The organism is Arthrobacter sp. Soil_C_60 (assembly GCF_057656375.1).
The window spans coordinates 1-17026 of record NZ_JBDGKM010000012.1 but is presented as its reverse complement, the minus strand read 5'-3'; the positions used below and the strand labels follow the sequence as shown (position 1 = coordinate 17026).

The 17026-nt window shown below is 64.0% G+C and carries 17 protein-coding genes and 1 tRNA gene; 8 read left to right on the top strand and 10 right to left on the bottom strand.

The annotated features are described in order from the left end of the window. Positions 1-87 precede the first annotated feature (87 nt). Positions 88-1455, top strand: coding sequence for a shikimate transporter (shiA, locus tag AC3A4M_RS19460; RefSeq protein WP_498737853.1), 1368 nt, complete (start codon positions 88-90; stop codon positions 1453-1455). A gap of 55 nt (positions 1456-1510) precedes the next feature. Here shiA and AC3A4M_RS19455 read toward each other — a convergent pair whose 3' ends face one another. Both AC3A4M_RS19455 and AC3A4M_RS19450 read right to left on the bottom strand, forming a co-directional pair. Then, positions 1511-2530 (bottom strand): MsnO8 family LLM class oxidoreductase, encoded by a 1020-nt coding sequence (locus AC3A4M_RS19455; RefSeq protein ID WP_498737852.1) that lies wholly within the window; start codon positions 2528-2530, stop codon positions 1511-1513. A gap of 89 nt (positions 2531-2619) precedes the next feature. After that, a complete protein-coding gene (locus AC3A4M_RS19450; protein WP_498737850.1) occupies positions 2620-3861 on the bottom strand; it encodes a S1C family serine protease in 1242 nt (413 codons plus the stop codon). 127 nt (positions 3862-3988) lie between these two features. Here AC3A4M_RS19450 and AC3A4M_RS19445 point away from each other — a divergent pair, with 127 nt between their 5' ends. The 3 genes from AC3A4M_RS19445 to AC3A4M_RS19435 all read left to right on the top strand — a co-directional run bounded on the left by AC3A4M_RS19445 (position 3989) and on the right by AC3A4M_RS19435 (position 5675). Continuing rightward, a complete protein-coding gene (locus AC3A4M_RS19445; protein WP_498737848.1) occupies positions 3989-4696 on the top strand; it encodes an ion transporter in 708 nt (235 codons plus the stop codon). 79 nt (positions 4697-4775) lie between these two features. Continuing rightward, the gene (locus AC3A4M_RS19440; protein WP_498737846.1) at positions 4776-5276 is read left to right on the top strand and encodes a flavin reductase family protein; all 501 of its coding nucleotides are present in this window, start codon (positions 4776-4778) and stop codon (positions 5274-5276) included. A 69-nt stretch (positions 5277-5345) separates the two neighbouring features. Further along, positions 5346-5675, top strand: coding sequence for a hypothetical protein (locus tag AC3A4M_RS19435; RefSeq protein WP_498737844.1), 330 nt, complete (start codon positions 5346-5348; stop codon positions 5673-5675). Positions 5676-5692: 17 nt separating this feature from the next. Here the strand turns inward: AC3A4M_RS19435 and AC3A4M_RS19430 are convergent, their stop codons facing one another. The 5 genes from AC3A4M_RS19430 to AC3A4M_RS19410 all read right to left on the bottom strand — a co-directional run bounded on the left by AC3A4M_RS19430 (position 5693) and on the right by AC3A4M_RS19410 (position 9047). Further along, positions 5693-5869 (bottom strand): hypothetical protein, encoded by a 177-nt coding sequence (locus AC3A4M_RS19430; protein ID WP_498737842.1) that lies wholly within the window; start codon positions 5867-5869, stop codon positions 5693-5695. Positions 5870-5962: 93 nt separating this feature from the next. Continuing rightward, the gene (locus AC3A4M_RS19425; protein WP_498738010.1) at positions 5963-7207 is read right to left on the bottom strand and encodes a CAP domain-containing protein; all 1245 of its coding nucleotides are present in this window, start codon (positions 7205-7207) and stop codon (positions 5963-5965) included. A 111-nt stretch (positions 7208-7318) separates the two neighbouring features. After that, positions 7319-7798 (bottom strand): hypothetical protein, encoded by a 480-nt coding sequence (locus tag AC3A4M_RS19420; RefSeq protein ID WP_498737840.1) that lies wholly within the window; start codon positions 7796-7798, stop codon positions 7319-7321. 200 nt (positions 7799-7998) lie between these two features. Beyond that, a tRNA-Thr gene (locus AC3A4M_RS19415) sits at positions 7999-8075 on the bottom strand. 114 nt (positions 8076-8189) lie between these two features. Continuing rightward, complete coding sequence (locus AC3A4M_RS19410; protein ID WP_498737838.1) at positions 8190-9047, bottom strand: DsbA family protein; 858 nt, start codon at positions 9045-9047, stop codon at positions 8190-8192. A 196-nt stretch (positions 9048-9243) separates the two neighbouring features. Between AC3A4M_RS19410 and AC3A4M_RS19405 the strand changes: the two genes are divergently transcribed. The 4 genes from AC3A4M_RS19405 (at position 9244) to AC3A4M_RS19390 (ending at position 14219) form a co-directional block, all read left to right on the top strand. Further along, positions 9244-10722: an alpha,alpha-trehalose-phosphate synthase (UDP-forming) gene (locus AC3A4M_RS19405; protein WP_498737837.1), complete on the top strand. Its 1479-nt coding sequence runs from the start codon at positions 9244-9246 to the stop codon at positions 10720-10722. A gap of 13 nt (positions 10723-10735) precedes the next feature. Then, a complete protein-coding gene (gene otsB, locus AC3A4M_RS19400; RefSeq protein ID WP_498737835.1) occupies positions 10736-11551 on the top strand; it encodes a trehalose-phosphatase in 816 nt (271 codons plus the stop codon). Positions 11552-11682: 131 nt separating this feature from the next. Further along, positions 11683-12831: an ABC transporter ATP-binding protein gene (locus AC3A4M_RS19395; RefSeq protein WP_498733865.1), complete on the top strand. Its 1149-nt coding sequence runs from the start codon at positions 11683-11685 to the stop codon at positions 12829-12831. A gap of 32 nt (positions 12832-12863) precedes the next feature. Further along, positions 12864-14219 (top strand): DUF4032 domain-containing protein, encoded by a 1356-nt coding sequence (locus tag AC3A4M_RS19390; protein WP_498737833.1) that lies wholly within the window; start codon positions 12864-12866, stop codon positions 14217-14219. A gap of 89 nt (positions 14220-14308) precedes the next feature. On the opposite strand, the gene AC3A4M_RS19385 is transcribed toward AC3A4M_RS19390, so the two are convergent. The 3 genes from AC3A4M_RS19385 to AC3A4M_RS19375 form a co-directional block, all read right to left on the bottom strand. Beyond that, entirely contained in the window at positions 14309-14917 is a 609-nt protein-coding gene (locus AC3A4M_RS19385) for a class I SAM-dependent methyltransferase (RefSeq protein ID WP_498737831.1), read from the bottom strand. A gap of 9 nt (positions 14918-14926) precedes the next feature. After that, positions 14927-16306, bottom strand: a complete 1380-nt coding sequence (locus tag AC3A4M_RS19380; protein WP_498737830.1) for an FAD-binding oxidoreductase — start codon at positions 16304-16306, stop codon at positions 14927-14929. 122 nt (positions 16307-16428) lie between these two features. Further along, positions 16429-16911 carry an SRPBCC domain-containing protein gene (locus tag AC3A4M_RS19375; protein WP_498737828.1) on the bottom strand — a complete coding sequence of 161 codons (483 nt, stop codon included), beginning with the start codon at positions 16909-16911 and terminating at the stop codon, positions 16429-16431. Between the last annotated feature and the right edge of the window lie 115 nt (positions 16912-17026).

Below are 17026 nucleotides of genomic sequence, written 5' to 3'. Positions count from 1 at the left end.
GTGACTACGATCACTTAGCAGTCCACAAAGCGCACAGCTGTTCACATTGCGCACAAGAGACTCCATCCCTAGTGAAAGTACGAGCCTATGACCAAGATTCAGAACCCCCAGATGCAGGCCCGGCGGGCGGCCGTCAGCAGCTTCGCCGGTGCCGTCATCGAGTGGTATGACTTCCTGCTCTACGGCCTCGTTGCCGCCACAGTCTTCAACACCCAGTTCTTTCCGGACGTCTCGCCCGCCATCGGCGTGCTGGCCGCGTTCGCAACTTTCGGCGTCGGCTTCCTCTTCCGCCCCCTGGGCGGCCTGGTCTTTGGGCACTACGGCGACCGGATTGGCCGCAAGCGGACCCTGGTGATCACCATGACGATCATGGGCTTCGCCACGGCCGGCATCGGCATGATCCCCAACTTCGAGACGATCGGCTGGCTCGCCCCGCTGGCACTGGTGCTGCTGCGCGCCGTGCAGGGCTTCGCCGTCGGCGGTGAATGGGGCGGCGCCGCCCTGATGGCGGTGGAAAGCGCGCCGAAGGGCAAGAAGGCGCTCTACTCCAGCGGCGTCCAGATCGGCTTTTCCGTAGGCCTGATGCTCGCCACCGCTTTTGTCACCATCATGGGCAACGTTGCCGGCGATGAGTTCGCTGAGTGGGGCTGGCGCGTACCCTTCATTTCCAGCATCGTGCTGGTCGGCGTCGGCCTGATCATCCGGAGCAAGGTGGTGGAAACGTTCGAAGCTCCTCCGGAAGAGGAGCGTGCGGAGGGCAAGCACAAGCTCCCGATCGTCAACGCGATCAAGGAGAACCCCAAGGCCTTCTTCCAGATCATCGGCCTGCGCCTGATCGAGCTATTCACCATGTACATCGTGACGACGTTTGCGCTGAGCTATTCGGTGAACACACTGGGCATGGACAACAGCTTCATGCTGAACATCGGCCTGATCGTGGGCGCGATCGGTATGATCAGCATTCCCACTTTCGCGTATCTGTCCGATAGGTTCGGACGCCGGAAGATCTACCTGGCTGCGAGCGTGATCGGTGTCCTGAGCTCCGTGCCGTTCTTCATCTTCCTGGAGGCAGGCTCCCTGGTCGGCGTCATCGTCTTCTCCATTCTGCTGGTCAACGTTGCCCACGACATGGCTGTCAGCGTCCAGCAGCCGCTGATCACCCAGATGTTCGGCGCGGAGCACCGCAACAGCGGCGCTGGCGTGGGCTACCAGGTGGCCAGTGCAATCGCCGGCGGCTTCACCCCGTTCATCGCCGCAGCGCTGGTCGGCTTCGGCGGGGGCAGTTGGTACCTGGTGGCTGTGTACCTTGCAGCCGGGTGCCTCATCTCCGGCTTGGTGGCTTACTTCATGAAGTCGTCCGGCATGGAAGATGCGCCGGACGTAGCCGATGAACGGTCAGCACCGTCCATCCCCGACGATGCCACCGAACTGGCGGGCCGCGTCTCCCAGTCCTGATCCTTGGCACTTCCTTGCCGGTCCGCTCCCGCTCACTGGAACGGGGGCGGACTGGTTAAGCGGGGCTGCGGCTGTGCAGCCCCATCAGCTCCGCCAGTCCGGCGTCCGAGTCTGCGAGCGCAGCTGGGTCGAAGGTGTTCCCGGTGACCATGAACTCGTCGGCGCCGGTAGCGTCGAGCAAGCGGGCGAGCTGCTCCGCGACCTCCCCAGGACTGCCGTAGATCGATGAGGTAAGGCTTTCGTCGATCAGCTTCTGCTGCCGCCCCGTCAGCTGGCGCTGGAGGATAGTTGCCACCGGTTCCAGCGGCGGGAACTCGCCACGGGTGCGGGACTGGGCCAGCGCCCAGGCCTCTGGGAGAAGGAGCTCGCGAGCCTGCCCGGCCGTCGCCGCCACGGCAACATTGGCCGAAACAACGACATACGGTTCCGGATACCACCGGGAGGGGCGGAAATTCCGACGGTACCGGGCCAGCGCCGCCGGCATTCCCGTGCGCCCGGTGTAGGCAGGACCACCAACGACGACGGCGAGTCCCGCCTTGGCAGCGATGTCGGCACCTTGGCCGGTGGCCAGCACGAAAGGCGGTGTAGCACCACCGTCGTACGGCCGGGAGGTGACCGCGGCCTCCCCGGTCAGGAATTCCAGCAACTCGGCCAGATCCGTCTCGAAGCGGTCCGCGCCGTCCTTGTCCTGCCGCAGCGCCTGCCGGACAGCCGGAGTGAACCCGACGGAGCGGCCCACCCCAAGATCAATCCGGCCGGGAAAGAGCGCCTGCAGCGTCCCAATCTGTTCGGCGACCACCAGCGGCTGGTGGTTGGGCAGCATCACGCCGCCGGAGCCGACGCGGATCCGCTCCGTCTGCGCGGCAATGATCCCCATCAGGACCGTGGGTGCCGAACCGGCAATCCCCGGCACGCCATGGTGTTCGGCTACCCAGAACCGGTGGTACCCCAGTGACTCCGCCCGGCGTGCCCGGTTCGCCGTCGCCCTCAAGGCCTCCGCCTCGGTTCCTCCGGAACGGGAGTTGGCACGGTCGAGAATGGAGACGGGAATTTTCGTTAGCGGCACACCAGTCATAACGGCCCGCAGCCTGTTCTATTCCGGCTGCTCTGCGTTGCCCCATCCTGCTGGTGCGTTGCCGTCATGCGGCCTGCTGTGTCTCCGCCTCATTCGGCGGAGGGACGGTCCGTGAGCGTGACGGTGAGCTGGCTGGCTTCACCGCCCCGGCTGATCTCCACCTCCACCTTGTCGCCCGGTGCATGGCCGCGCAAGGCCGCAAGCAGGTCCTCGGGTGTCTGGATCTCTTCGCCGCCCAGCCCCACAATCACATCTCCGGGCTCCAGTCCGGCTTCCGCGGCCGGACCACCGTCCATAACGGACAGCACCAGCGCGCCCTGCGTATCCGGCAGGCCCAACTGCTCCGCGATCTGGGGCGTGATGCCCGCAGGCCCGAGCCCCATGAACGCATGCTCGGCGCTGCCGTCCTCGCGAAGTTGTTCGGCAACCTCCATCGCAGTCGCCGCCGGAATCGCGAAGCCCAGCGCTACAGCCCCCGCCTGCGGCGGGATGTAGGCCTCGCTGATGCCGATGACTTTCCCCTCGCCGTTGACCACGGCCCCGCCCGAGTTGCCCGGGCTGATCGGAGCATCGGTCTGGATCAGGTCCACCAGCGACTGGCTGTTGGAAGCCGAGCCGGGAATTTCGCGGTGCAGCCCCGAAATGATCCCCGCCGTCGCCGTGTTCGCGAAGCCGAGCGGAGACCCGATCACCACCGCCAACTCCCCCACCCTGGGCAGCGACGGTTCGAATTCCGCCGCGGGCAGCCCGGTCCGCTCCACCTGGACCAAGGCCAGGTCCGTCACCGGGTCCTCCGCCACCACGGTACCGGCCTCGCGCTTGCCATCGGCAAAACCAACTTCAACCTCATCCACCCCGCGGACCACGTGTTCGTTCGTCAGGATCAGTCCGTCCGCGCTGTAGATGACGCCGCTGCCCAGGCCACCTCTCGCGGTAAAGATGGTCACCACGGATGGCTCCACGCTGGCAACGATGTCCGGGATGGAAACGCCTTCGCTGCCGCCTTGTTCGGGCGCCTCTACTGCTGCCGGGGATGAGGCTGCACCCTCCGTCTGCGTGCCCGGCTCCTGCTCCGTTGCGGTACAACCGGATAGAAGCACGACGGCGGCGACCGCGGCCGCTGCGCCGGTCCGCCTTACGTTGCGGCTGTACTCCCTGGCGCTGCCAGCACCGCTGCCACCGCTGCCAGCACCGCTGCCACCGCTGTCTGCAGGCGCGCCGTTGGGTACTGGCCTTGTCTGGAAATGCAGCCGCATCATTGTCTCCTTCGCACTGTCACCAGCCAACGCCGTCGTCGTAATGACGTCAAGGCCCAGGCGGAGAATGGGCAAAACCGGCCCGTGCCTTGGCAGGACCTGGATTCAGCGGCTGGTCGAGGCCCTGTCCAGTCGCTAGCGTTGGCAGGGAATGGCACGGCATGTGACCGGGCGTTCACAGCACGGACGAGCTGGAGGGTAGATGGCGCAGCCACGCGACGATTTGGAAACAGCGGCACGGCTGGACCGAGCCGAGGCACTGGCCGCCCGGCTCGACCGGCCGATGGGCGTCCTGGGCCTGCTGTTTGTGTTCGTCGTCCTCGGCCAGATGCTGGCCACCCGGCCCGGGCTGCTGACGTTCCTGTCGGTTCTCGGCTGGCTTTTCTGGAGTATCTTCGTCGCGGAATTCCTGCTGCGCGCCTATATCGCCAGGTTCCAGCGCCGGTTCTGGAAGCGCAACTGGTGGCAGATCATTTTCCTGTTGGTGCCCTTCCTGCGCTTTTTCCGTGCGTTGCAGGCGCTCCGGGTGTTCCGGGCGGCACGTCTGGCCAGATTCGGCAGTGTGCTCTCGGCCGGGATCCGCGGCGGACGTTCAGCCGGCAGACTGCTTTCGAGCCGGATCGGCTGGCTGGCAGCAGTCACTGCCATGGTCATTATGGTCTCCAGCCAGTTGCTCTATGTATCCGGTTCCTACCAGCGCTACGGGGATGCGCTGCAACAAGCAGCCATGTCGACCATTACTGGCAGCGAGCTGACTGCCGCCGATGGCTTCGCCCGCCTGCTGGAAGTGCTGCTGGCTGTCTATTCGGTGGCCGTTTTCGCCACTTTGGCAGGCGCCGTCGGGGCGTTCTTCCTCCGTGGCAGCGACCCTGAAGAACCGGTGTTTCCTCATGACGAGGACGGCTCCTAGACCGACACGGCACACCCGTAGCATGGACGTTGAACCGCCGGGCACCGGTATCTGGCATTGACGAGAGGTGGGAGGACCCATGAGCACTGAAGTGGATACGGATGCCTTTGTCGCCGGGCAAGATTATCCGATGTACATCGTCACGGCCGCTTCGACCGAAGGCGGCGAGACGTCGCTGTCCGGCTGCCTGGTCGGATTTGCCACCCAGTGCAGCATCAGCCCCGTCAGGTTCATGATGTGCCTCTCAAAGCAGAACCACACCTACCGCGTGGCGCGGAACGCCACCGTGCTCGGCGTTCATGTCCCCGGTTCCGGCCAACGTGGGCTTGCTGCCCTGTTCGGGGAAAGTACCGGCGATGAGGTGGATAAGTTTGCCTCCTGCAATTGGCGGCAGGGACCGGGCGGCGTTCCGATCCTGACGGATTGCCCCCGCCGAATGATCGCGGACGTTCTGCACCACTTTGATCTGGGCGACCATGTGGGCTTCCTGCTGGCCCCTTCCCAGGTAGAGGCTGATCCGGGAACAGAGCCCTTGCACTTTTCCCAGGTGCTGGATCTGGACGCCGGGCATTCGGCCTGAGCGTCCCTGATACCGGACGCGCCGACGCCGGGACCAAATACTGTCAGTAGCGGGACGTAAATTGGGAGCATGACCACGAAGAACACATCCAGCACCGGATCAATGCAACACGGCAGCGGAACCGCAGCCGCCCGGCATCCCCAGCGGGGCCGGCGGTACAGCATCGAAGAGCTTGAAGTCCTGGCGGATGGCGGCAACGCCTGGGCCATGGCCAAAGTAGACGAATGGGAACAGCGGTTCGCCAACGACTACGCCGGAGACCTCTCGGACACGTGCCCGGATGAAGACTGCGAGCACTTCGGAGAATCGGTCAACGTCCTCTACGGCGAGCACGGTACGGTCCTCGAAGTGGACCATGGCAACTGGAGCCATTACCCGTCCCTAGCCAAGGCTTCCTGACCGGACGGGCGCAGGGCCTAGGCCGGTGACCCAGCGCCGCGGGCACCGCCGTCAGACCTTGCGTCGCCCAGTCCCTCGGAAGCCGGGGGCACCGTGTCATGCAGATCCTCGTCAATCTCCGACCCGGGTTCAATAACCACGCCGTCTTCACGCTGGTGAATCTCCGGATCCAGCTCCGGTTTATTTTCGCTCACAATCCGCCTCCTTGGCGCTCTCTCCGCCACTATAAGCCGGACCTGCTGAGACTGGGGGCGAAACCGCGAAACCTGGACGGATCAAGCCCGCTCCTAGCTACCGAGCATGAGTGTGTCCCAGCCGCCCTGGCCGATGGTGCTGCGCCGGTTGACCTGGTTCGGCGAGACCGGGTAGTGATGCAGGTTCCCGTACTTATCCCGAGCCAGAATGCCCGGCCTGCTATTTCCCAGATGATTGTTGATGGATGAGAGATGGTGCATGGTGTTCCAGCCGGACGCGCCGATAATCCTGCGGTATTCGGAAACGAACCTTGCATTGCCGTGGGTGCGGTACAGCTTCAGCTGGCCCCGCGGGGTCTTGGCGACCAGGTCCATCCTGCCGTCGTAGTCGAAGTCAAGCGTGAATATTTCCAGGTTCGCCCATCCCGAGGCGCCGATCTGTAAGCGGGAGCCGTGCCGTTCGCCGTAAGGATTGTTGTAGTAGTAGAGCTTGCCGTTTGACTGGTTCTTGGCAACGATCGCCGGGTACAGGTCCCCCTGCTTCCAATCGGTCACCGTAATGTCATAGTTGGCCCAGCCGGAGCTGCCCACGGTACGGGCAGCCGCCAGACCTCCTCGCGCCAGCCCGTAATGCACGGTCAGCTTCCCTGAGCTCCATCTCGCCACGATGTCCTGGATGCCGTCAGCGTTCCAGTCTGCAACTTCAACTTCAAGCGCGCCCTTGAACCCCGAGGCGATATAGCTGCGCCGCCACAGGTCGCCGCCGAAGGCGGTGGGATAGGCATAAAGGTTTCCGGCGGAATCGACGGCGGCAATGTCGCCGTCCTTGAAGGACGCCATGTCGATACCGGGATGCGGCGGCAGTTCCGCACGCGTATCGGGATAGCCGGCGATATTGGCAACGACGACGTACATGCCGTACCAGCCGGACTTGGTCGTCTTCATGTAGCCAATGCCGATGTCCGTGGCGCTTGGGCTCAACATGCCTGCCTTGTGCACGGGAGAGTTCATCCACCAGTCCACGATCTGCTGGGCGTTGTTGTTGATGCCGATGATTTCCGTGTACCAGTCGTAACCGTCGGGGATTTGCAGGCTTCCATACCCCGGACGATGGATCGTCGAGAGGCTGTACTTGTCCCGGTTGATGCGGTTGTTCTGCTCTTCCGCCCATTGCTGGGAGACATTGCCGACGCTCTGGTTCCAGACCACCGGTGACAGGCCATGGCCCGCACGCTCCTCGTTGATTAGCCGCAGCACCTCTTTGACGAAGGGGTCGCTGGCCGTCCGGGTCACCGCGGACGCCGGCGCTATGCCCGACAGGAGCATCATCAGGAGCACAGTCAAGGCAATGAATGGTTTAACAGTTTTTAGCACAAGTAGAAGCTTAGATGCTTACTTCTCACGATGGAACGTTTTTTGGAAATCCTTTAACCATTTCTCTCCCTCTGGTCAAGGATGACGCTCCGGCGTGTCCGGTTTTGCTCCCGATATTTGGTCAACAAGCAGGACGGCCACGGCCGCCAACATTGCCGCGGCGAGGAAGATTGGTGCGGCCGAGGGCAGCTCAGCCCAGGACGGAACCCCGCCACCCAGCACTGTCATCATCAGGATGAACGCGAGAGCTGCACCCAGCAGTGCTCCGACCGCGGCAACAACCGCCCTGATCCACCGCCTGTCCTGCAGCCAACGCCCGCCGATGAGAAGCACCGTGATTGATGCGACGCTGGCCGTGATCCCCATGAACGCCCCGGCAATGGCACCGAGGATCAAGGCAAAATGCCCCATGTCGGCGCCGCCGGCCCGACCTGGTGCCGGCGCGTTGGCGAACACAAATAATGTTGTGGGCACGAACCCGTAGAGCGCGCCGACGAGGGCGCCGATGAATGTCCCACCGATGACCAGAATGAGACCAACCGGCAGAGGTTTCATCGATCTGCGCTCCCGGGTACTACCGCCTGAACGTACGCGCCCGTCATCGTTTCATTCTTCCCCTCGATGAGCTGCCGGGGAAGCACTGCCCATCCGCCGGGCCACATGGAGAGTCATCAGGGCGGCCGCGCAAACCGGGACCTGCCCAAAAACGAAAGAGGCTCCAGTCCCCAACCTTCAGGAACCGAAGCCTCTCGCGGTGGAGCCCCCTGCCGGATTCGAACCGGCGACCCCCTGTTTACAAGACAGGTGCTCTGGCCAACTGAGCTAAGGAGGCGTGCTGGCTTCGCAGCCAGCTCTGCTGGAAATTCCAGCTAGATAAGGTTAGCCCAGTTGGGCGCTTCGCGCGAAACGCAAAGCATCCAACCGGGCGTCCCCTTCGGAATGTGAACTAGGAGCGGGCGTCGATGACCGGCTGGGCGAACTCAACGAAGTCGCCGGCGTTGTCCCAGACCTGGCCGTCGACGTAAACAGCAGGGGTTCCGCCGACGCCGTCAGCACGGGCCAGAGCATCGGTGTACGCGGCGTAGGGGCGGTAGGTCCCGTCCTGGATGCAGCTTTCTGCACCTTCGGCACCGGCCTCGGCAGCAGTGGCCGCGAGCTCATCGCTTGAGAGACCTGTGGGTACCTGCTTCTCGAAGAGCAGTTCCATGAAGGAGAGGTAGTTCTCCGGCGAAGACTCGGCCACGCAAGCCAGGGCGTTGGCGCCGCGGGAAGAGTAGTTCCCGGTGGCCGGCTGGTCGAGGAATGCCACAGCGCGGTATTCAACCGTGGCGTCGCCATTGTCCAGCCACTCCTTCAGCTGATCGCTGTAAGTGGCTTCGAAGGTGGCACAGTGGCTGCAGGCAGCATCCACGTAGATGACGATCTGGGCCGGCTCGCCCGCGGGGGCCTCGGCGATGCCGCTGGGCACGGCCGGCGGCTCTGCCTCGGCGTCGATGCTGTTCACGTCCACCGTGGTCTGTGTGGTCGGCTCCAGCTCGGTGCTGGACGTCAGCGTGATGCCGCCGTATTCGTTGCCGTTGGCTGGAGTGGGGCCGGCATCCGGGAAGTCGCCGCGCTGGTTGGTGGCCACGATGATGGCAACAATGGCGACGATCGCGACAACAGCTCCGATAACACCCCAGCGGACCAGCAGCGAACTGCGCTTTTCCTTGCGTTGCTGCGTTTCACGCATTTGACGGGCCTTTTCACGCGCCTCGGCAGTGCGCTCGGCCTTGGTGGGCCTGGGGGTGTTCTGGGATGCCATATGTCCTCAAGTCTTTCGGCTCTGCTGACGGCCACGTCCGGCCGCCCGAGCAACAGCTTAGTTGAAACTACAATATTCGCAGTGCTCTCGTGGTGGAGCTCACCGCACTTACACTCATTATTAACGCACCGGGCCGGCCGGATGGTTCCTGTCTTATAGAGTCAATATCAGGATTCACTACGGTCAGGAGAGTCACATGGCGAAAACCAAGGCGAACAATTCTGGCGCGTCGGACGGATCCGGCTATGGAGACTATGACTTCATCGTAGTCTCCAACCGGTTGCCGGTAGACCGCGTTACAGGCGAGGACGGCGACAACAGCTGGCGTCGGTCGCCGGGAGGCCTGGTCACCGCCCTGGCACCGGTGATGGCGAAAACGGAGGGGGCCTGGATCGGCTGGCACGGTGCCGCGGATGAAGTCTTGAAGCCCTTCGACCACGACAATATGCGTCTGGTGCCGGTTGAGCTCAGTGCCAATGATGTGGAGCTGTACTACGAGGGATTCTCCAACGCGACGCTCTGGCCGCTCTACCACGATGTCATCGCCCCGCCGGAGTTCCACCGCACCTGGTGGGAGGTTTACAAGGCAGTCAACCGGCGCTTCGCCGAGGCCACCGCCGAATCCGCGGCGGAAGGAGCCACCGTCTGGGTCCAGGATTACCAGCTGCAACTGGTCCCCAAACTGCTGCGCGAGCTGCGGCCCGACCTGAAGATCGGATTCTTCAACCACATCCCCTTCCCCCCGTTGGAGATATTTGCCCAGCTGCCTTGGCGCCGCCAGGTGATCGAGGGGCTGCTGGGAGCGGACCTGGTGGGCTTCCAGCGTCCCAGCGACTCAAGCAACTTCCTACGCTGCGTCCGGCGTTTCAGTGGACACACAATCAAGTCCCAGCATGTGAACATCAGGACCGACGACGGCGACAGAATCTGCCGCGCGGGCGCCTTCCCGATCTCGATCGACGTGGACCAGATCAACCAGCTGGCCAAGAGCCCCGAGGTGATCGAACGGGCCCGGCAGATCCGCGAGGAGCTGGGCAATCCCAAGACGGTACTGCTGGGCGTGGACCGGCTGGACTACACCAAGGGCATCCAGCACCGGATCAAGGCGTACGGCGAACTGCTCGAAGACGGCCGCGTCACCGTGGAGGATGCGGCCCTGATCCAGGTGGCAAGCCCCAGCCGCGAGCGCGTCGAGTCCTACCGGCTGCTGCGCGAGGAGATCGAGGGCGCTGTGGGCCGGATCAACGGCACCTACGACACCCTGAGCAACACTGCGATCCGCTACCTCCACCACAGCTATCCGAAGGAAGAGATGGTGGCGCTCTACCTTGCGGCTGACGTCATGCTGGTCACGGCCCTGCGCGACGGGATGAATCTGGTGGCCAAGGAATACGTGGCGTCGCGGACCGGCGTCAACGGTGCGCTGGTGCTCAGCGAGTTCGCCGGCGCCGCCGACCACCTGAAACAAGCCATCCTGGTGAACCCCCACGATATCGACGGGCTCAAAGACGCGATCATGCGCGCCGTCGAAATCGCGCCCGGCGAGTCCACCCGCAGGATGCGCGTCATGCGCCGCCAGATCCTGCAGAACGACGTCGAGCAATGGTCCCAGAGTTTCCTGCGCGCCCTCGATGGCGAAACGCTGGGCAAAACCGCGGGGAGCGGCAATGAGTAAGGAGCACGCGGCAATGAATGAGAACCCTGCCGCAACGAGCGAGAACCGCGGGGAGCTGGATCCGGCGCTGCGGCGTGCGCTGGAGAAAATCAGCAGCACGCCGCGGCTGCTCGTGGCGCTGGACTTCGACGGCACGCTGGCGCCAATTGTCGCGCGTGCCGAAGACGCTCGGGCACTGCCAGCCGCCGCCACTGCCGTGAGGGAACTGCTCGAACTACCCGAAACAACGACGGCGTTCATTTCCGGCCGCGCTCTCGAGAGTCTGCGGCTGGTTGCCTCGCCGGACGATAGAACCCTGCTCATCGGTTCCCACGGCGCGGAAGTCTTTACCGGCCCCGGCAGCCCCGCCCTGACCCTGGATCAGGCACAGGCGTTGGCGCTGCGCCAGGCCACCGCGGTGGTTGAAGAGGTGGTCGCTACCTACCCCGGAACGAGGCTGGAAGCCAAGCCGGCCGGCGTCGTTCTCCATACCCGCACCGCGGAAGATTCGGTGGCCGAAGCGGCCACCGAGGAAGCACGCCGCCAGCTGTCCTCCATCGAGGGACTGCACCTGACGGACGGCAAGCGGGTGCTCGAGACCTCGGTCCTGAGCTCCGACAAGGGGCAGGGACTGGAGCTCCTGCGCGCCTTTACGGAGGCTACGGCGGTCTTCTTCGCGGGCGACGATGTCACGGACGAGGACGCCATCAAGGCCCTGCAGCCGCAGGATTTAGGTGTGAAAATCGGCCCCGGAGAGTCGGGAGCGGCTTTCCGGGTGGACTCCCCGGACGCTTTTGCCCGGGTACTCGAGACCCTGGCGGAACTGCGCCGGGCCTCCCCACAAAACTGAGCCTCCGCCCGCAAAACCTCGGAATTTGCCTCCGCATGCCATACTTGGTTCCGTGAGCCAGCTCACCTAACTGAATATCAACCCATCACAACGGATCGTCGGGCACGTACCTGCCCGTGAAGGGAAACACCATGGCAACGGTAACGTTCGATAATGCTACGCGCTTGTACCCGGGCACAGAGAAGCCGGCGGTGGACAAGCTTGACTTGGAAATCGCGGACGGCGAGTTCTTGGTCCTCGTCGGCCCCTCGGGCTGCGGCAAGTCCACCTCCCTGCGGATGCTGGCGGGCCTGGAAGATGTGAACTCGGGCCGGATCCTGATCGGCGACCGCGACGTCACCGACGTTCCGCCGAAGGACCGGGACATTGCAATGGTGTTCCAGAACTACGCGCTTTACCCACATATGTCCGTGGCGGACAACATGGGATTTGCCCTCAAGATCGCGGGCATCGCCAAGGAGGAGCGCGCCCAGCGCGTCCGCGAGGCAGCCAAACTGCTGGACCTCGAGGAATATCTGGACCGCAAGCCGAAGGCACTCTCCGGCGGCCAGCGCCAGCGCGTAGCCATGGGCCGCGCGATTGTCCGTAATCCGCAGGTCTTCCTGATGGACGAGCCGCTCTCCAACCTGGATGCCAAGCTGCGCGTCCAGACCCGGACGCAGATCGCCTCGCTGACCCGGCGCCTCGGCGTCACCACCGTCTATGTCACCCACGACCAAGTCGAAGCGATGACCATGGGCGACCGCGTCGCCGTGCTCAAGGACGGCATACTGCAGCAGGTGGACTCCCCGCGCAACCTCTACGACACCCCGGCCAACATTTTCGTGGCCGGGTTCATCGGTTCGCCGGCCATGAATCTGCTGGAACTGCCCGTGGCCGACGGCGGCGTCCAGTTCGGCGGAACGGTCTATCCTGTGCCGCGGGACGTTCTCGGTGCGGCGCACGGCAGCACCGTCATGCTCGGAGTCCGTCCGGAGGATCTGGAGCAGGCCCCGGACGGCCAGGGTCTGGCCGTGGAGATTGATGTGGTCGAAGAACTCGGTGCCGACGCCTACGTGTACGGCCATACTGAAGTCAACGGCAGCCGCCACGACATCACGGGCCGCGTGGACGGCCGCACGCCGCCGAAGGCCGGCACCACCGTGTACGTGCGTCCGAAGCAGGGCCACGTGCACCTGTTCGACACCCAGACCGGCCTCCGGCTAGGCGATAATGCGCCGGCGGCACCCCACGCATCCCTGGCTGATCTGGACCGGCCGCTGGAGGCGGACAAGGCCTGAGTTCCGGCAGCGCTTTCGACGGATCGGTGCAGATGGACGCCAACTGGCACAACGAACCCACCGACTTCGGCCAGGTGGGAAAACTGCCGCGCCCGCACAATGGCGGAGCGGCCGCAGTTCTGGGTTCGCTGAACATCACCTCTGCCACCACGGACGAGAGCCTGCTTGACCTGCCTTGGCATATCGCGTTGGAAGAGTGGCCGGCGAAAAACCTGGCCGCTCTTCCGCGCGGTATTTCCCGGCATATTGTCCGGTTCGCGCATCTGAGCGGTTCCGTGATTGCCATCAAGGAAACCAGCGAGCATATCGCCCGGCACGAATACCACATGCTCCGCAAGCTCCAGCGGCTGGACGTGCCCTGCGTGGAGCCGGTAGCCGTCATCAGCGGCCGGCACACCACGGACGGTGCGGAGCTGGATCCGGTGCTGGTCACCCGGCACCTGAAATTCTCGCTCCCCTACCGTGCGCTGTTTTCCCAGACCCTGCGCAAAGACACGCTGACCCGGCTGATCGATGCCCAGGCCCTACTGCTGGTCCGGCTGCATCTTGTCGGCTTCTACTGGGGCGACGTGTCCCTCTCCAACACCCTGTTCAGGCGGGATGCCGGTGCATTCGCCGCCTACCTGGTGGACGCGGAAACGGGCGAGCTGTACCCGAAGCTCTCCACCGGCCAGCGCGAGTACGACCTGGAGATAGCACGGGTCAACATTGCCGGCGAGCTGATGGATCTGCTCGAAGGCGGCTTGATCGAGGACAAGGTCGACCCGCTGGCCACCAGCGAGCGGATCATGGACAGCTACCGCAAGCTCTGGGCAGAACTAACCGAGAAGGAGTCCTTCGAGCTGGGCGACCGCTGGCGGGTCAATGCCCGTATCCGCAGACTGAATGATCTGGGTTTCGACGTCGAAGAGTTCTCCATCAAAACGACGCCGGACGGGTCCCAGATCCAGCTCCAGCCCAAGGTCGTGGATGCCGGGCACCACCAGCGCCGGCTGATCCGCCTGACCGGGCTGGACGTGCAGGAAAACCAGGCGCGGCGGCTGCTTAATGACCTGGACGGCTACCGGGCGGACAACAATCCGGATCTGGACGAGGAAATCAGCGCCCACGCGTGGGTCCGCCACGTCTTCGAGCCGGTAGTGCGGGCCATTCCGCGCGAGCTGGCGGGCAAGCTGGAACCGGCCGAGGTGGTCCACCAAGTGCTCGAGCACCGCTGGTACATCTCTGAAAGCCAGCGCCGCAACGTGCCGTTGGCGGAGGCAGTCCAGGCCTACATCGACGACGTGCTGCGCCACCGCCGGGACGAGGCGGCGATTCTACTCAACCCCGACGACAAGACCGCCCGGCTACTCGCCGCGAACGCACTCGACAACGACGACGACGAATAGGCCCGGCCCGGGAGCCCCACGGAACGGCGTGGAGGCCCCGGAACCGTATGGCCGTCGTGGAGCCTCCTGCCGGGGCGCGCCCGCTGACTTTACGCGGCCAGGCTGAAGACAGCCACCAGGAAGTCCGATGACGGTCTGAAGGGGCGCAAGTCCCAGGTCCCGGACTTGTGGTCCGCGGCTAGGCCAGCACCGGCGGCGTCCGCCATGAACGTGTCGAAGTCGTATCCCCTGCCCGCGCCGAACCCGGTCACCAGCCGGCCTTCCGGCGCCAAATGCCGCGCCAGTCTGGCCAGGACTTCCGGAGCGGTCCCCGGTGCCAGGAAGGTGAGCACGTTGCCCGCACAGACGATCAGGTCGAAGGCTTCGGTAATCCCTTGTGCAGGCAGATCCAGCTCCGCCAGGTCCCCGACGAACCAGTTGACGTCGGGGTGGTCGCGCCGCGCGGCTTCAATCAGTTCCGGATCCACGTCGACACCCACCACGTGGTGCCCGCGGACCGCCAGCTCACCGCCCAGCCTGCCCGGACCGCAGCCGGCGTCCAAAATCCTGCTGCCGCGCTCTGCCATGGCATCGATCAGCCGGGCCTCGCCGTGAAGGTCGTTTCCTTGGGCCCGCATGTTCTCGAAGCGCTTGATGTACCAGGCCGAATGGCCCGGGTTCTCACGCTTCTGGGCTTCCCATAATGTCTCTTTACGCACAACCACAGCCTACGCCTCGATCCGTTCCGGCAAGGCCTTGCCCGGGTTCAGCAGCCCCTTCGGATCGAACAATGCCTTGATCCCGCGCTGCAGCTCCAGCACTTCCTCCCGCTGTTCAAGCGGGAGCCAACGCACTTTGTACTGACCGACGCCGTGTTCGCCGGTGATGGTACCGCCCAGCGCAAGGCCCACCTCGATGGACTCATCCAAAGCGGCGTTGAGCACCGGGACTTTTTCGACCTCTCCGGCCGATACCCAAAAGGTTGGATGGAGGTTCCCATCGCCCGCATGCGCCACAACTTTGAGCCCCACTTCGTGGTCGGCGGCTATCCGTTCGAGTTCCGCAATGTAATGGACCAGCTGCGACCGAGGCACGGCAACATCCTCACCCACACGAAAGACATCGTCCACCTCCGCGCCCCGGCTGTGCCTGCGCAGCTCCACTAATCGGACTGCTTCCTCGCTGACTTCAGCGGTGACGGTGGCACCGATATCCCCCAGCACCTGCCGGACGATCTTCGCTTCGGTCTCTGCCGCAAAGCCATCGGTCTGGATCAACAGCAGCGCACCGCCACGCTGGCGCAGGTCAGAGCCCTGTTCTGCGTCCAGCTGGACCAGCGTATTGCCGTCGAGCAATTCCATGATGGCCGGCTGCACACGCGCCTTGCCGACCGCCAGGACACCGGCCGCCGCCGTCGTCACCTCGGGGAAGAATGCGGCAATCGTCTGCACATCGGCAGGAAGGTAGCGCAGCCGCACCGTAACTCCCACCACGACGCCCAAGGTGCCCTCGGATCCCACAAAAAGACCCGTCAGGTCATATCCCGCTACGCCCTTGAAGGACCGTCGCCCGGTTCGGATAAGCGTGCCGTCAGCAAGGACGACGTCGAGAGCCAGGACTGATTCACGGGTAACGCCGTACTTGGCGCAGCGCAGGCCTCCGGCGTTCGTCGCCACGTTGCCGCCGATCGTGGATATTTTGTAGCTGGCCGGATCGGGAGCATACATCAGCCCGTATTCCGCCACTGCCGTGTTCAGATCGGCGTTGATGACTCCGGGCTCCACACGGGCAATTTCGTCCTCGGGGTGGACCTCGAGTATTCGGTCCATTCGTTCCAGGCTCAGGACAAGGCAGCCGGTCGTGGCATGGGCCCCGCCGGACACTCCTGTACCGGCGCCTCTGCAAACTACCGGAACACTGTGCGTGTAGGCCACCTTCATGACGGCCTGCACGTCTTCGACGCTTTGCGCCCACACGACGGCGATGGGCAGCTCGTGGGCCATCACGGGACCTTGGTCCAGCGCATGCGCGGCCAGTACGTCCTCCCGTACGCTCACCTGTTCTGCTGGCAGTGCAGCTTGCAATGCGCTAATGATTGAGTCAGTCATTAAGTAGGGCCTTCCGAATCTCGTCGTTCAATATTTTCGGTCCGAGGAGGCGAGCTGTGCACGGCGCGGAAAACTGTCAGAGCCAGAGGTCCATGCCGTATCGATGTCCGGGGAGCGTTAGTTCAGCGAATGGCTCCCATGAACCTCGCATATTTGCTCAGCACGGAAGGCCAGTCCTGCTGGTACTTTAGTCGGCGTTCTGCGCCATCGGCTGTTTGGTCCCAGTCTGAGTGTCGCAGCCGGACGAGGGTGCTTTGGCCCTCCGCAGTGAACCGGACTTCGAGTCTGGTGGCTGATAAGGGCCCGGCTCCGGGATGCCAGGTCAGGGATAGCAGCCGGCCCGGCTCCCATTCAAGAATGTCGCCCCAGTTGCGGACCTCGTCCCGGTCCGATGTCTCTGTCAGGACTGTCTCTTCGAACTCAATATGTGCGCCGTGGCCAAAGATGCTCTGGGTATCTACCGGCCACCAGAGATGGATGAGGTCGGTGAAACCCTCGAAAGCCTGTTCCGGCGGGTGCGGAACCGTGACTTCAAAGGTAATCGGTTCCAAGGCTTTGGAAGGCTGAGGTTCCTCAGCAGCGTGCGAGAACAGCGATGGGCTCATACCCCAAGCCTAGCGGGATCGACCCAACTTATTTGCGGCTTAAATGGGTGAAGGGCTCCACCGTCATGGTGGAGCCCTTCACGCTCAAAAGATGTCCGGCGGTGACCTACTCTCC

Bases quoted from the DNA above. Each gene is read 5' to 3' on its own strand.
- shiA (WP_498737853.1), top strand. From the start codon at position 88: ATGACCAAGATTCAGAACCCCCAGATGCAGGCCCGGCGGGCGGCCGTC.
- AC3A4M_RS19455 (WP_498737852.1), bottom strand. From the start codon at position 2,530: ATGACTGGTGTGCCGCTAACGAAAATTCCCGTCTCCATTCTCGACCGT.
- AC3A4M_RS19445 (WP_498737848.1), top strand. From the start codon at position 3,989: ATGGCGCAGCCACGCGACGATTTGGAAACAGCGGCACGGCTGGACCGA.
- AC3A4M_RS19440 (WP_498737846.1), top strand. From the start codon at position 4,776: ATGAGCACTGAAGTGGATACGGATGCCTTTGTCGCCGGGCAAGATTAT.
- AC3A4M_RS19435 (WP_498737844.1), top strand. From the start codon at position 5,346: ATGACCACGAAGAACACATCCAGCACCGGATCAATGCAACACGGCAGC.
- AC3A4M_RS19420 (WP_498737840.1), bottom strand. From the start codon at position 7,798: ATGAAACCTCTGCCGGTTGGTCTCATTCTGGTCATCGGTGGGACATTC.
- AC3A4M_RS19410 (WP_498737838.1), bottom strand. From the start codon at position 9,047: ATGGCATCCCAGAACACCCCCAGGCCCACCAAGGCCGAGCGCACTGCC.
- AC3A4M_RS19405 (WP_498737837.1), top strand. From the start codon at position 9,244: ATGGCGAAAACCAAGGCGAACAATTCTGGCGCGTCGGACGGATCCGGC.
- otsB (WP_498737835.1), top strand. From the start codon at position 10,736: ATGAATGAGAACCCTGCCGCAACGAGCGAGAACCGCGGGGAGCTGGAT.
- AC3A4M_RS19395 (WP_498733865.1), top strand. From the start codon at position 11,683: ATGGCAACGGTAACGTTCGATAATGCTACGCGCTTGTACCCGGGCACA.
- AC3A4M_RS19390 (WP_498737833.1), top strand. From the start codon at position 12,864: ATGGACGCCAACTGGCACAACGAACCCACCGACTTCGGCCAGGTGGGA.
- AC3A4M_RS19380 (WP_498737830.1), bottom strand. From the start codon at position 16,306: ATGACTGACTCAATCATTAGCGCATTGCAAGCTGCACTGCCAGCAGAA.
- AC3A4M_RS19375 (WP_498737828.1), bottom strand. From the start codon at position 16,911: ATGAGCCCATCGCTGTTCTCGCACGCTGCTGAGGAACCTCAGCCTTCC.